General features: G+C 63.7%; 13 protein-coding genes. 11 read left to right on the top strand and 2 right to left on the bottom strand.

What is annotated here, in order from left to right:
* Window positions 1–158: 158 nt before the first annotated feature.
* From LB535_RS25020 to LB535_RS25000, 5 genes are all read left to right on the top strand, one after another.
* Window positions 159–806, top strand: a complete 648-nt coding sequence (locus LB535_RS25020; RefSeq protein WP_224634102.1) for a TetR/AcrR family transcriptional regulator — start codon at window positions 159–161, stop codon at window positions 804–806.
* 42 nt (window positions 807–848) lie between these two features.
* Window positions 849–2,012, top strand: a complete 1,164-nt coding sequence (locus LB535_RS25015) for an isovaleryl-CoA dehydrogenase (protein WP_224634101.1) — start codon at window positions 849–851, stop codon at window positions 2,010–2,012.
* A gap of 1 nt (window position 2,013) precedes the next feature.
* Window positions 2,014–3,621, top strand: a complete 1,608-nt coding sequence (locus LB535_RS25010; RefSeq protein ID WP_224634100.1) for a carboxyl transferase domain-containing protein — start codon at window positions 2,014–2,016, stop codon at window positions 3,619–3,621.
* Between the two features lie 2 nt (window positions 3,622–3,623).
* A complete protein-coding gene (locus tag LB535_RS25005; protein ID WP_224634099.1) occupies window positions 3,624–4,154 on the top strand; it encodes an O-acetyl-ADP-ribose deacetylase in 531 nt (176 codons plus the stop codon).
* A gap of 271 nt (window positions 4,155–4,425) precedes the next feature.
* Window positions 4,426–6,390 (top strand): acetyl/propionyl/methylcrotonyl-CoA carboxylase subunit alpha, encoded by a 1,965-nt coding sequence (locus LB535_RS25000; protein ID WP_224634098.1) that lies wholly within the window; start codon window positions 4,426–4,428, stop codon window positions 6,388–6,390.
* A gap of 142 nt (window positions 6,391–6,532) precedes the next feature.
* Here the strand turns inward: LB535_RS25000 and LB535_RS24995 are convergent, their stop codons facing one another.
* Together LB535_RS24995 and LB535_RS24990 are read right to left on the bottom strand one after the other, a co-directional pair.
* Window positions 6,533–7,654, bottom strand: a complete 1,122-nt coding sequence (locus LB535_RS24995) for an ABC transporter substrate-binding protein (RefSeq protein WP_095766910.1) — start codon at window positions 7,652–7,654, stop codon at window positions 6,533–6,535.
* 367 nt (window positions 7,655–8,021) lie between these two features.
* Window positions 8,022–8,288, bottom strand: a complete 267-nt coding sequence (locus LB535_RS24990; protein WP_224634097.1) for a sel1 repeat family protein — start codon at window positions 8,286–8,288, stop codon at window positions 8,022–8,024.
* 179 nt (window positions 8,289–8,467) lie between these two features.
* Between LB535_RS24990 and LB535_RS24985 the strand changes: the two genes are divergently transcribed.
* The 6 genes from LB535_RS24985 (at window position 8,468) to LB535_RS24965 (ending at window position 12,683) form a co-directional block, all read left to right on the top strand.
* Window positions 8,468–8,656 carry a hypothetical protein gene (locus tag LB535_RS24985; RefSeq protein ID WP_224634096.1) on the top strand — a complete coding sequence of 63 codons (189 nt, stop codon included), beginning with the start codon at window positions 8,468–8,470 and terminating at the stop codon, window positions 8,654–8,656.
* A gap of 69 nt (window positions 8,657–8,725) precedes the next feature.
* Window positions 8,726–9,067 (top strand): DUF2147 domain-containing protein, encoded by a 342-nt coding sequence (locus LB535_RS24980; protein ID WP_095766909.1) that lies wholly within the window; start codon window positions 8,726–8,728, stop codon window positions 9,065–9,067.
* A gap of 347 nt (window positions 9,068–9,414) precedes the next feature.
* Entirely contained in the window at window positions 9,415–9,549 is a 135-nt protein-coding gene (locus LB535_RS28900) for a hypothetical protein (protein WP_263490927.1), read from the top strand.
* A gap of 66 nt (window positions 9,550–9,615) precedes the next feature.
* Complete coding sequence (locus tag LB535_RS24975; protein WP_095766908.1) at window positions 9,616–9,810, top strand: hypothetical protein; 195 nt, start codon at window positions 9,616–9,618, stop codon at window positions 9,808–9,810.
* Window positions 9,811–10,084: 274 nt separating this feature from the next.
* Window positions 10,085–11,545, top strand: coding sequence for an AMP nucleosidase (locus tag LB535_RS24970; protein ID WP_224634108.1), 1,461 nt, complete (start codon window positions 10,085–10,087; stop codon window positions 11,543–11,545).
* A 127-nt stretch (window positions 11,546–11,672) separates the two neighbouring features.
* A complete protein-coding gene (locus LB535_RS24965; protein WP_224634095.1) occupies window positions 11,673–12,683 on the top strand; it encodes an endonuclease/exonuclease/phosphatase family protein in 1,011 nt (336 codons plus the stop codon).
* Window positions 12,684–12,687: the final 4 nt, after the last annotated feature.

The following is a 12,687-nucleotide window of genomic DNA, read 5'->3' as shown; positions in this document are numbered from 1 at the left end:
CATACACCAGAACCAACACACAGGATTCCAGGGTCTACGCGCGTCGCTTCGCTCCTTGCTCCGCCCTAGAATGACGAGGTTGGGGCGGTTTCAAGCGAACGTATTCTCCATCTTGAATTAATTGAACGTTCGTTTTATTATTTCTGCCAGAGGCAAACATGGCACGCACCACAGGTTCCGACGGGGAGAAAACCGAAGCGGCCGTTCGCGAGGCGGCGGTCAGCCTAATCGCGCGCCTCGGCTACGAGGCGATGTCGATGCGGCAGCTGGCGGCCGAGGTCGGCGTGCAGGCGGCAGCGCTCTATCGCTACTTCCCGACCAAGGAAGATCTGCTTTTCACCTTGATGCGAGAGCATATGGAAGGTCTGATCGAGGCCTGGAGCGCGGCGCGGCCGGCCAACGCCGATCCGGTCACCCGACTTGCCGCGTATGTCCAGAACCACATCGCCTTCCATATCGAGCGGCGTCACGCCACCCATGTCTCCAACATGGAATTGCGCAGCCTTTCGCATGAAAGGCTGACGCAGATCCTCAAGATGCGCACGGCCTATGAGAAGGAACTGCGCACGATCCTGCGCGACGGCGCCGAGGCCGGCGTCTTTCAGGTCGACGACACCGGGCTCACCGCCATGGCGCTGATCCAGATGATGACCGGCGTCATCGTCTGGTTCCGTCCGGGCGAGCGACTGTCGATCGCCGAAGTCACGGCATCATATCTTTCGATGACAATGCGCCTGGTCGGCGCGACAATCAGCCATGGCACCGCGCGTCCCTCGGGGCGCGCCAGGGACGCCGTGGCACTCTGATACGGCGCGATCTCCGCAAAGACCGGCGCAGGGAGGAACGGCATGTACACGAATACGCTGAACTTCGGACTTGATAGCGACATCGAGGCGCTGCGCGACACAGTGAGGCGCTTCGCCCAGGACCGGATCGCGCCGATCGCGGCCGAGATCGACCGTTGCAACGAATTTCCTGCGCATCTTTGGGGCGAGCTCGGCGCGCTCGGCCTGCTCGGCATCACCGCCGATCCGGACTTCGGCGGCAGCGGCATGGGCTATCTCGCGCATGTCGTGGCGATGGAGGAGATTTCGCGCGCGTCGGCCTCGGTCGGCCTCTCCTACGGCGCGCATTCGAACCTCTGCGTCAACCAGATCAACCGCTGGGCCACACCGGCGCAGAAGGAGAAATATCTGCCGGCCCTTTGCTCGGGCGAAACTGTCGGCGCGCTGGCGATGTCGGAACCAGGCGCCGGCTCGGACGTGGTGTCGCTTCGGCTGCGCGCCGAAAAGCGCAACGACCGCTACGTGCTCAACGGCTCGAAAATGTGGATCACCAACGGCCCCGACGCCGGAACGATGGTGGTCTATGCAAAGACCGACCCGGAACGCCATGCGCGCGGCATCACGGCTTTCATCGTCGAGAAGACGATGGCCGGCTTTTCGGTGGCGCAAAAACTCGACAAGCTCGGCATGCGCGGCTCCAACACCGGCGAGCTTGTGTTCGAGGATGTCGAGGTGCCGTTCGAGAACGTGCTGCATGAGGAAGGACGCGGCGTCGAGGTGCTGATGTCGGGGCTCGACTACGAGCGCGCGGTGCTGTCCGGGGGCCCGATCGGGCTGATGGCGGCCTGCCTCGACGTCGCTGTGCCCTATGTGCATGAGCGCAAGCAGTTCGGCCAGCCGATCGGCACCTTCCAGCTGGTGCAGGGCAAGCTTGCCGACATGTACTCGACGATGAACGCCGCGCGGGCCTACGTCTATGCGGTTGCAGCCGCCTGCGACCGCGGCGAGACCTCGCGCAAGGACGCCGCCGGCTGCGTGCTGTTCGCCGCCGAGAAAGCGACGCAGATGGCGCTCGACGCCATCCAGCTGCTCGGCGGCAACGGCTACATCAACGACTATCCGACGGGCCGGCTGCTGCGCGACGCCAAGCTCTACGAGATCGGCGCCGGCACCAGCGAAATCCGCCGCTGGCTGATCGGGCGCGAGATCATGGCGGAGGGGGTTTAACGTGGCCACACTGCAAACTCAAATTTCCCCCTCCTCCGACACCTTTCGCGCCAATGCGGAGCGCATGCGCGCACTGGTCGCCGACATCGCCGAGAAGGCGGCAAGCGTCGAGCGCGGCGGCTCGGACGAAGCCCGCGAACGCCACGTTTCACGCGGCAAGCTGTTGCCGCGCGAGCGGCTGGCGCAACTGCTCGACACCGGCTCGCCCTTCCTCGAGGTCGGGCAGTTCGCGGCATGGTCGATGTATGGCGAGGACATTTCCTCGGCCGGCATCATCACCGGCGTCGGCCGCGTCGAGGGCACCGAGGTCATGGTCGTCGTCAACGACGCCACGGTGAAGGGCGGCACCTATTATCCGTTGACGGTGAAGAAGCATCTCAGGGCACAGGAGATCGCGCTGCAGAACAATTTGCCCTGCGTCTACCTGGTCGACAGCGGCGGCGCCAACCTGCCCAACCAGGACGAGGTCTTCCCCGACCGCGAGCATTTCGGCCGCATCTTCTACAACCAGGCCAACATGTCGGCGGCAGGCGTCCCGCAGATCGCCTGCGTGATGGGTTCCTGCACGGCGGGCGGCGCCTATGTGCCGGCTATGTCGGATGAGACGATCATGGTGCGCAACCAGGCGACCATTTTTCTCGGCGGCCCGCCGCTGGTGAAGGCCGCGACCGGAGAAGATGTCAGCGCCGAGGAACTCGGCGGCGCCGATGTCCACACCAGGCTTTCCGGCGTCGCCGACCACTACGCCATGGACGACGAGCACGCCTTGGCCATTTGCCGGCGCATCGTCAAGAACCTGAATCGGAACAAGGCTCTAAAGCTCAATCTGCAGAAACCGGTGCCGCCGCTTCATGACCCGAGCGAACTTTACGGCATCGTGCCGACGGACCTGCGCCAGCCTTATGACGTGCGCGAGGTGATTGCCCGGCTGGTCGACGGCTCGGAGTTCGACGAGTTCAAGCAAAACTATGGCACCACGTTGGTTACTGGTTTTGCCCATCTGCACGGCATGCCGGTCGGCATCATCGGCAACAACGGCGTGCTGTTTTCCGAAAGCGCGCTGAAGGGGGCGCATTTCATCGAGCTCTGTTGCCAGCGCGGCATTCCGTTGGTCTTCCTGCAGAACATCACCGGCTTCATGGTCGGCCGAAAATACGAGGCCGGCGGCATCGCCAGGGACGGCGCCAAGCTGGTGATGGCGGTCGCCACCGCAAGGGTGCCGAAGCTCACGGTGATCATCGGCGGCTCGTTCGGCGCCGGCAATTACGGCATGTGCGGCCGCGCCTATTCGCCTCGCTTCCTGTGGATGTGGCCGAACGCGCGCATCTCGGTGATGGGCGGCGAGCAGGCGGCGACGGTGCTTGCCATGGTCAAGCGCGAGGGTATCGAGCGCAAGGGCGGTGAATGGAGCGCCGAGGAGGAGGCGAAGTTCAGGAAGCCGATCCTGATGAAATACGAGCACGAGGGTCACCCGCTCTATTCGTCGGCCCGGCTCTGGGATGACGGCATCATCGATCCGGCCAGGACCCGCGACGTGCTGGCGCTCAGCCTTTCGGCGGCGCTCAATGCGGAGATAGAGGCGACGAAATTCGGCGTGTTCAGGATGTGACGATGAGCGCTCTCGGCGACAGGATCCGTATCCACACCGGCGACATAACCAGGCTCGCGGTCGACGCGATCGTCAACGCCGCCAATTCTTCGCTGCTGGGCGGCGGCGGCGTCGACGGCGCCATTCATCGCGCGGCCGGGCCGGAGCTGCTCGCCGAGTGCCGCACGCTTCACGGCTGCAAGGCCGGCGACGCCAAGTTGACCAAGGGCTATCGGCTGCCGGCGCGCTACGTCATCCATACGGTCGGTCCGGTCTGGCAGGGCGGCGGCAAGGGCGAAGCCGAGCTGCTCGCCTCCTGCTATCGGCGCTCGCTCGAAATCGCGCTCGGCCATGATTGTCGAACCATCGCTTTCCCGGCGATCTCGACCGGCATCTATGGCTATCCGAAAGACCAGGCGACGGAGATCGCTGTTGGTGCCGTAAGCGCCTTCCTGGGGCAAAATGCGCTGCCGGATACGGTTACTTTCTGCTGCTTCGACGAGCAGACGGCGGAGCTATATCGGCAGGCCGTTGCGGCCATTGGGGAGAGCTGATCTTGGAGCAAAAGGCTCAGTACAGGCAAATTCAGATGATCAGCTGGAGAGGCTGGCGGGACAGCGCCCCCCTCTGTCCTGCCGGACATCTCCCCCTCTTGGGGGGAGATCGGACGTCACGACGGCTTTCGCCAATCACTATCGTTGAAAAGAGAGCGGCTGCGCCAAAGCTGCCAATCTCCCCCCTAGTGGGGGAGATGTCCGGCAGGACAGAGGGGGGCGCGAAGGTATGCCGTCGTCGCCCGAGACACACCCCGGCTGCGGAGGCTCCATGTTCGGCAAGATCCTGATCGCCAATCGCGGCGAGATCGCCTGTCGCGTCATCCGAACCGCCCGCAGGCTCGGTGTGCGCACCGTCGCCGTCTATTCGGACGCGGATGCCCGCGCGCTCCATGTCGAGATGGCCGACGAGGCGGTGCATATCGGCCCCTCGCCCGTCGGCCAAAGCTATCTGCGCGGCGACAGGATCGTGGCGGCGGCGCTCGCCACCGGCGCCGAGGCCATCCATCCCGGCTACGGCTTCCTGTCGGAAAACCCCGATTTCGTCGATCAGGCGACGGCGGCAGGCCTTGTCTTCATCGGTCCTTCCGCCGCCTCGATCCGCGCCATGGGATTAAAGGACGCCGCCAAGCGGCTGATGGAAAAGGCCGGCGTGCCGGTGGTGCCGGGTTATCACGGCGAAGCGCAGGAAATCGTGCTGCTTGCGTCCAAGGCGCGCGAGATCGGCTACCCGGTGCTGATCAAGGCGCGCGCCGGCGGCGGCGGCAAGGGCATGCGGCGCGTCGACCATCCCGACGATTTCTCGGAGGCGCTTTCCAGCGCGCGTCGCGAGGCGAAGGCGGCGTTCGGCGACGATCGCGTGCTGGTGGAAAAATATGTCGACAAGCCGCGTCACATCGAAGTGCAGGTGTTCGGCGACAATTTCGGCAACGCCGTGCATCTTTTCGAACGCGACTGCTCGGCGCAGCGCCGCCACCAGAAGGTGATCGAGGAAGCGCCCGCCCCCGGCATGACGCCGGCGCTGCGCAAGGCGATGACGGAGGCGGCCGTGAAGGCCGCCAAGGCGATCAATTATTCGGGCGCCGGCACGATCGAGTTCATCGTCGACGCCTCTCAGGGGCTCAAGGCCGACCGCTTCTGGTTCATGGAGATGAACACCCGACTGCAGGTCGAGCACCCCGTCACCGAGATGGTCACCGGCGTCGATCTCGTCGAATGGCAGCTTCGCGTCGCGTCCGGCGAAACGCTGCCGAAGATGCAGAATGAGATCGCTTTGTCCGGCCACGCTTTCGAGGCCCGCCTCTATGCCGAGGATGCCGCGAGAGGGTTCTTGCCGGCGACCGGCACGCTGCATCATCTCAAATTCCCCGACGCGGCGCCGGAAGGTGCCGCGATACGCATCGAGACCGGCGTGCGCGCCGGCGATGCGATTTCTCCCTTCTATGATCCGATGATCGCGAAGCTGGTAGCGCACGGCAAGGATCGGGCTTCGGCGCTCGGCACGCTGCGCGAGATGCTGGCGCGGACGGAAGTGGCCGGCTCGACCGTCAACACCGCCTTCCTGGCGGCGCTCGCTGCCGATGCCGATTTCGCTGTCGGCGATCTCGATACCGGGCTGATCGGCCGGCACCAGGCGGCGCTCACCGCCATTCCCCCGCCGAGGGACGAGACGATCGCCGCCGCGGCGCTGGCGGCGGCGGATACCGCCGTGCCCGTTTCCGCCGCCGATCCATGGTCCACGCTTTCCAGCTATGCCCATTTCCACCCGCTCTCGCGCCGCACCCGCTTGCGCTATGGCGAGGAGAACATCCTGGCGCGGGTTTCGGCACGCTCAGACGGCCGCTTCCAGGTGGTGCTGGAGGCGCCGCATGATGCGGTGAACACGCATGATTTGAGGACCATGCCGCATGCCGCCCGCTGGCCCGGCCATGTCACCGTCTTCGAGGGCGCGGTCGGCTATACGTTCACGGTCCCCGATCCGCTCGCCAAGGCCGACGAGGCGGGAGCCGCCTCAAGCAGCCTGCGCGCGCCGATGCCGGGGCTGGTCAAGCTGGTGCGCGCCGCGGCGGGCGATGCCGTGATCAAGGGCCAGCCGCTTTTGATCCTCGAAGCGATGAAGATGGAGCACATGATCGCCGCCCCACATGACGGCGTGATCGCCGAGATCGCGGCAGAGGGCGCGCAGGTCAGCGACGGCACGGTGCTGGTGCGGTTTGCGGAGAATGGGCAGGGCTGAGGCGGCTGTTCGATTGTCTCGTTAACGAGACAAAATAATTAGGTATGGCGGGGACAACAATCTCCCCTGCACGTCAATGCCGCAGCACAAACGGAAATGGCCGGGCTCGTCCCGGCCATTCCCTTGATTCTTGCAGAACCGATTACGGCTTGATCGGCGCGTATTTGCCGTCGTGCCATTGGTTGATGTCGTAGCTGGCGTTCTTCAGATCGCCCTTCTCGTCGAAGATGACATCGCCGACCACGGTGCTGATCGGCTTGCCGTCCTTGAGCGCCTCGGCGACCTTGGCCGGATCGTCGGTGCCGGCGCGCTTGACGCCTTCGGCCACAGCCTGGATCACGGCATAGGAGAACAGCGTGAAGCCTTCGGGCGTGAAGCCGCCGGCCTTGATCTTGGCGACCGCGTCCTTCGCTTCGGGCTTGGCCTGCGGGTCCGACGGGAAGACGAACATGGTGCCTTCACCGGCCGGGCCGGCAACCTGCCAGAATTCCGGCGAAGCGATCGAGTCCGGCATGATCAGCTGGAACTTGACGTTCTGCTCGGCCGCCTGACGCAGGATCAGGCCCGCCTCGGGGTGATAGCCGCCGAAATAGACGACGTCGGCCTTCAGTTCCTTCAGCTTGGTGACGAGGGCCGAATAATCCTTCTCGCCGGCATTGATGCCTTCGTAGTCGACTTCCTTGAGACCGCCGGCATTCATCGTCGCCTTCACGGCGTCGGCAACGCCCTGGCCGTAGGCGCTCTTGTCGTGCAGGACGACGACATTCTTGCCGGCGTATTTCTTGGCGATCCAGGGGCCGATGAAGGCGCCCTGCGCGTCGTCACGCGTGTAGAGGCGCATGATGGTCGGCCAGCCGGCCTTGGCGGCGGCGTCGGTCAGCACCGGGTTGGACGAGGCGGGGCTCATCATCAGCGTGCCGGCTTCGGCATAGACGGCCGAGGCCGGAATGCTGGAGCCCGAGCAGGCATGGCCATCGACGAATTTGACGCCGTTGGCGACGATGCGGTTGGCGACCGAGACCGCCTGCTTCGGATCGCACTGGTCGTCTTCGATGTCGAGCTTGATCTGGGAGCCGTTGACGCCGCCAGCCGCATTGATCGCGTCGGCGGCGGCCTGCGCGCCCTGCTTGAACTGGTCACCGATGGTGGCGAGCTGGCCGGTCATGGGGCCGACCACCGAAATGGTGATGTCGTCGGCGAAGGCAACCGGGGCGCTCATCATCAGGCCAAAAGCGGCCGCGCTCAAAATACCCAATTTTTTCATGACTATAAGAACTCCTCCACTTGCGCGTGCCGATCCGGCCGCGCTTCTTCCACAGAGCCGGGACAATTTCACCCTTCGCCGAAACTGTCGAGAGGACAGTGAGGCCGGCTTTGGTTCATTCCGACGAGGATTTCTTGGGCCACGCGCCTGATTACCAAGCGTAATTCAAAAAGCCGCGCCGACCTTGTTTCGGTCGGTCACGGCTTTTGCAGTCGAGCTCCCCAGACGCCCCCGCGCCTGAAACCCGCTCGCTTCCCTGTTTTTTGCGTGGCTTCGGTTGTCTCAACCCGCCACGTTCTCGTTCTTCTTGACCGGCCGTCTTTTCGCGGCCTTGTCCCGATGAGCTCTGAGCGCTACGCGCTGAGGATCAGTGCATCGTCATCCATTCGCGGGCTTCGCGCAGCGCCGTGGCGATCTCGATCTTCGACATGGTGACCGACAGTTCCGAGCGCAGCTCGGCGGCGCGGGCCGAGCCCTTGATCGCGGCGATGTTGAACCATTTGTGGGCGGCAACGACATCGGTCTCGCAATCGCGGCCCGTCGCATACATCATGCCCAGTTCGAAAAGAATGTCGGCCTGGGCAGTTGCCCCCATGGCGCCGAAGCCGTCTTCAAGCATTTCAAAGCGTGCCATTTCAATCCCCTGTCTGGCTCCCGAGAGCTGCCTCCTTTTCCCTTGGTATCCCCTCGGGGCGAGCCGCTCTTTCGATGCTTTCGAGGATGACGGCTGGCCTTGAATCCGTCGTTAAATGGCTTGCTTAATTTGAGGAAAACAAAGCTAAAACAAGAGGTAAACGCGGAAAACCGTTAAGCATGGGAATCCAGCGTTTCAGCCATTTTGCGTCAAATTCGATGAAAATTGCGGGCAGCGGAATCAAGACTTCGCTAACCACGGAAACCGAAGCGTTTTTCGATCGCGTTTATTTTCAGTCGGCCGCGCGGCGAAAATCCTTGCAACCTTCCGTGGCGGCACCGCTTTCGTTTTGGCGGCGGCTGGATTAGCTTTACCTTTGCGTAAGGGGCAGGAAGGCGGACTGGAGCCCGCCGCAACCCCATAGGGAGGTGGACACGATGTTTCGAAAGCTGACTCTGGCCCTGGCGGCCACCTTGATCATGGCGGGCGCCGCATGCGCCGACCCGATCGAAGGCAACTGGAAGACGCAGGCCGGCGACACCGCGGCGATCGGCGGGAGCGGTTCTTTCTCGATCACGCTCAAGACCGGCAAATACGCCGGCAAGACGATCGGCTCGCTGAAGGCAGCCGGCGACAACAAATATGCCGGCAGCATCACCGACCCGGCAAACGACAAGACCTATTCCGGCAAGGCGACGCTCTCGGGCACCGCGCTCAAGATGAGCGGCTGCGTGCTCGGCGGCCTGATCTGCAAGAGCCAGACCTGGCACAAGCTCTGAGCGCCAACTCCCGACCATACGAGACGGCCAAGGGTGTTTCACCGTTTTTGCGGAACGGTGAAACGCCCTATTTCTTTGTTTGACGCAATCCCGGACGGAAAACCGCTCACACTTTTCCTGGAATTGCGTCTTTGTTTGACGCAACCCCGGACGGAAAACCGCTCACACTTTTCCTGAATTGCTCTACGCGGCCCCGTTTTCTTTTTGCAGCGACAGCGCTCCGCCGCGCTGTGGCACCGGCGCGCGTGCAAGACCCTCATAAATCAATTTGAACCGCAGATGAATACCGGTCTCAGAACCGGTTCAGAGGCCGTCAGGCATTTTCTCCCGCATTGAAGGAGAGAGAAATGCTTGCCCGTCGCTTCACCATCGTCTGCCTGCTGATGAGCCTGTTCGGCATGCTCTTCGCCATCCTGGTGGCGGAGGCCGGTCATTCGGCACGCCCTTGGGAACGGCCGGTGCCCGCATTGTCGGCCTTGTGAACCAAATCGAGCGCTGAAACGACAAAGCTTAAAATCGACCAAGCTGGAAACCGGGATACCACCAAAATGAACCGCATCGCCGACAATGCAACGAAGATCCTCCGGCTGCTGCCGCGGGCGATGCTTATCCTGATGCTGCTGGCAGCCCCGGTGCTGGCGGTGCCGATGATGCGGGCCGATACAAGCCATAGGATCGAGGCGCCGCCGCACAAGAACACCAGCGTAGGCTTCGTGTTGCTGATCAGCCTGCAGCGGGGGTAGGTGTGACGATATTCAGGTGAGGCCGGCCTGCGAAACGCGGCTTCCTGCGCTTCCGGTGCTCAAGTACGAAAAGTACGCTGCGCTCCGGTTCTCGGAATCCACCTTTCTCGACTCGGCCTGACCTGAATCAGGTCACACCTTGAATTGGAGCGATAACAAAAATCTCCAGCTGGGTTGCGGTTCCTGTCCGCTCACCCCTCCCAACCGCTCTTCCAAATCTCTATATTGAGCCATGGAAAAGCGAATCTACCCCCAAGCCATCGACTCGGTCGTCATGCCGGAGCCCTTCGGCAAGCAGGACTTCCACGATGCCAGAAAGGCCGTCGCGGCGCTGCAGACGCTCTACGACCGCAACACCAAATTCCTGCGCGATTCTTTCTCAGCCCTTGCCGCGGGCGGAGATGAAAGCAAGCGCTACCGGGCCTTCTATCCGCAGATCGGCGTCACCACGACCTCGTTCAGCCAGGTCGACTCGCGCCAGGCCTATGGCCATATGCCGACGCCCGGCCATTTCGCCACCACGATCACGCAGCCGCAACTGTTCGAGAACTATCTCATCGAGCAGCTCCGGCTCATCATGCGCAATCACGGCGTGACGGTGACGGTCTCGGAATCGACGACACCCATCCCGCTGCATTTCGCCTTCCTGGAAGGCACCTATGTCGACGGCGCCGCCGCCGAGCGCATCAAGCGACCGATCCGCGACCTGTTCGACGTGCCCGATCTCGACGGCACCGACGACCAGATCGCCAACGGCACCTTCGAGGTGGCGTTCGGCGAGCCGCGGCCGCTGGCGCCTTTCACCGCGCAGCGCATCGATTATTCGCTGCACCGCATGACGCACTACACGGCGACCAGCCCGCAGCATTTCCAGAATTTCGTGCTGTTCACCAATTACCAGTTCTACATCGACGAATTCGTGGCGCGGGCTCGCGAACTGATGGAGAGTGGTGGAGGCGGCTACAGTGAATTCGTCGAACCGGGCAATGTCCTGACCAAGGCGGGGGCCGGCTCGCCGAGCGAAGGAACGCCGCCGCACCGCCTGCCCCAGATGCCGGCCTACCACCTGAAGAAGCCGGGCCATGGCGGCATCACCATGGTCAATATCGGCGTCGGCCCGTCCAACGCCAAGACCATCACCGACCATATAGCGGTGCTGAGGCCGCATGCCTGGGTGATGCTTGGCCACTGCGCCGGGCTGCGCAACACGCAGGCGTTGGGCGACTATGTGCTGGCGCATGCCTATGTGCGCGAGGACCATGTGCTCGACGACGACCTGCCGGTCTGGGTGCCGATCCCGCCGCTGGCCGAAATCCAGGTGGCGCTGCAGGAGGCGGTCGCCGAAGTGACCGGCCTGTCGGGCTACGACCTCAAGCGCATCATGCGCACCGGCACCGTCGCCACCATCGACAACCGCAACTGGGAGCTGCGCGACCAGCGTGGACCGGTGCAGCGCCTGTCGCAGTCCCGGGCCATCGCGCTCGACATGGAATCGGCCACCATCGCCGCCAACGGCTTCCGCTTCCGGGTGCCTTACGGGACGCTTCTGTGCGTTTCCGACAAGCCGCTGCATGGCGAACTGAAGCTGCCCGGCATGGCGACCGAGTTCTACAAGCGGCAGGTGGCGCAGCATCTGACCATCGGCATCAAGGCGATGGAGAAGCTGGCCGAAATGCCGATGGAGCGGCTGCATTCGCGCAAGCTCAGAAGCTTTTCCGAAACGGCATTCCAATAACCGCACGCCTGCCAGCGACCGGCGAGGCAATCGGTCGTCTTGCTTGGGCCTCAATTTGGCCGATAACCGGTCCGAACGGAAGACTGGGGCTTCGGAGAAAATGACAACGGGCGGTGCGCGCTTGAGCATGATGGCTCAGCTGATAGTCCTGGCGATGATGGCATGCTCGGCTGCGCTCTTGGCCGGGTTCTTCGGCGCGCTGCATCCGGCCTTCGATTCCTTCTCGCATTTCCGCATGCATCTGAGCCTGCTGACGGCCTTGCTCGCGCTGGCCCTGCTGGCCGGTCCCTACCGGCTGCAGGCCGTCGCCGTGCTGGTCTTCGCCATCGCCTGCTTCGCTACGACGACGGGCGCGCTGCCCAGATTGTCGGCGCAGCAGGCGGTCGCAAAGCCGGCCGACCGGATCACCTACAGCCTGTTGCAGATGAACCTGCGCTTCAACAACCCGACACCGAAGAAGGTGCTGTCGCTGATCGGCAGGACCAACCCGGACGTCATCACGCTCGACGAAGTGTCCGGCATGTGGGCGAAGGAGCTCAGCTATATCGCCGGCGCCTACCCCTATCGTATCCTGTGCGACTACCCCAACGGCATTTTCGGCGTCGCGCTGCTCTCGCGCCGTCCCTTTGCCGCCGGCATCGCCCCGCGTTGCGAGCCGCGCGGCGCGATGGCCACCGCCATGATCGATTTCGGCGGCATTCCGGTCAATGTCGCCGCGATCCATCTCAGCTGGCCGTGGCCGAAGGAGCAATACTGGCAGATCGGCGAACTGGCGCAACCGCTGGCCGCGCTCGGCGAGACCGCCATCATGGCAGGCGACTGCAATGCCGTGCCGTGGAGCGCGGCGGTGCGGCGGGTGGCGCGAATGAGCGGTATGACTCTGATGCCTTCGGCCGGTCCGACCTGGATCCACCGCACGCTGCCTGACTTTCTGCGCCGCTATGCGGGCCTGCCGATCGACCAGGTGTTCAGCAAGGGCGGGGTGACGATCCTGTCATCGGCCCGGCTGGAGGACATCGGCTCCGACCATTTGCCGGTCCTGGTCGAATTCACGCTGCCGACCGACAGCAACGCGCCCGAGGACGAGCACAAATCGGCGCTGGCGGCGAACGACGCGCAGCTGACGTCCGCTTGGTAGGCGA

Origin of the sequence: Mesorhizobium sp. CA10 (genome assembly GCF_020165285.1) — a bacterium.
Taxonomy (GTDB): domain Bacteria; phylum Pseudomonadota; class Alphaproteobacteria; order Rhizobiales; family Rhizobiaceae; genus Mesorhizobium.
The sequence above is the reverse complement of the archived record's forward strand: the minus strand, read 5'-3'. Positions and strand labels throughout refer to the sequence as shown.

Bases quoted from the DNA above. Each gene is read 5' to 3' on its own strand.
- LB535_RS24975 (WP_095766908.1), top strand. From the start codon at position 9,616: ATGAACCGCATCGCCGACAATGCAACGAAGATCCTCCGGCTGCTGCCG.
- LB535_RS25020 (WP_224634102.1), top strand. From the start codon at position 159: ATGGCACGCACCACAGGTTCCGACGGGGAGAAAACCGAAGCGGCCGTT.
- LB535_RS24970 (WP_224634108.1), top strand. From the start codon at position 10,085: ATGCCGGAGCCCTTCGGCAAGCAGGACTTCCACGATGCCAGAAAGGCC.
- LB535_RS24965 (WP_224634095.1), top strand. From the start codon at position 11,673: ATGATGGCTCAGCTGATAGTCCTGGCGATGATGGCATGCTCGGCTGCG.
- LB535_RS25005 (WP_224634099.1), top strand. From the start codon at position 3,624: ATGAGCGCTCTCGGCGACAGGATCCGTATCCACACCGGCGACATAACC.
- LB535_RS24985 (WP_224634096.1), top strand. From the start codon at position 8,468: ATGGGAATCCAGCGTTTCAGCCATTTTGCGTCAAATTCGATGAAAATT.
- LB535_RS24980 (WP_095766909.1), top strand. From the start codon at position 8,726: ATGTTTCGAAAGCTGACTCTGGCCCTGGCGGCCACCTTGATCATGGCG.
- LB535_RS24990 (WP_224634097.1), bottom strand. From the start codon at position 8,288: ATGGCACGCTTTGAAATGCTTGAAGACGGCTTCGGCGCCATGGGGGCA.
- LB535_RS25015 (WP_224634101.1), top strand. From the start codon at position 849: ATGTACACGAATACGCTGAACTTCGGACTTGATAGCGACATCGAGGCG.
- LB535_RS28900 (WP_263490927.1), top strand. From the start codon at position 9,415: ATGCTTGCCCGTCGCTTCACCATCGTCTGCCTGCTGATGAGCCTGTTC.
- LB535_RS24995 (WP_095766910.1), bottom strand. From the start codon at position 7,654: ATGAAAAAATTGGGTATTTTGAGCGCGGCCGCTTTTGGCCTGATGATG.
- LB535_RS25000 (WP_224634098.1), top strand. From the start codon at position 4,426: ATGTTCGGCAAGATCCTGATCGCCAATCGCGGCGAGATCGCCTGTCGC.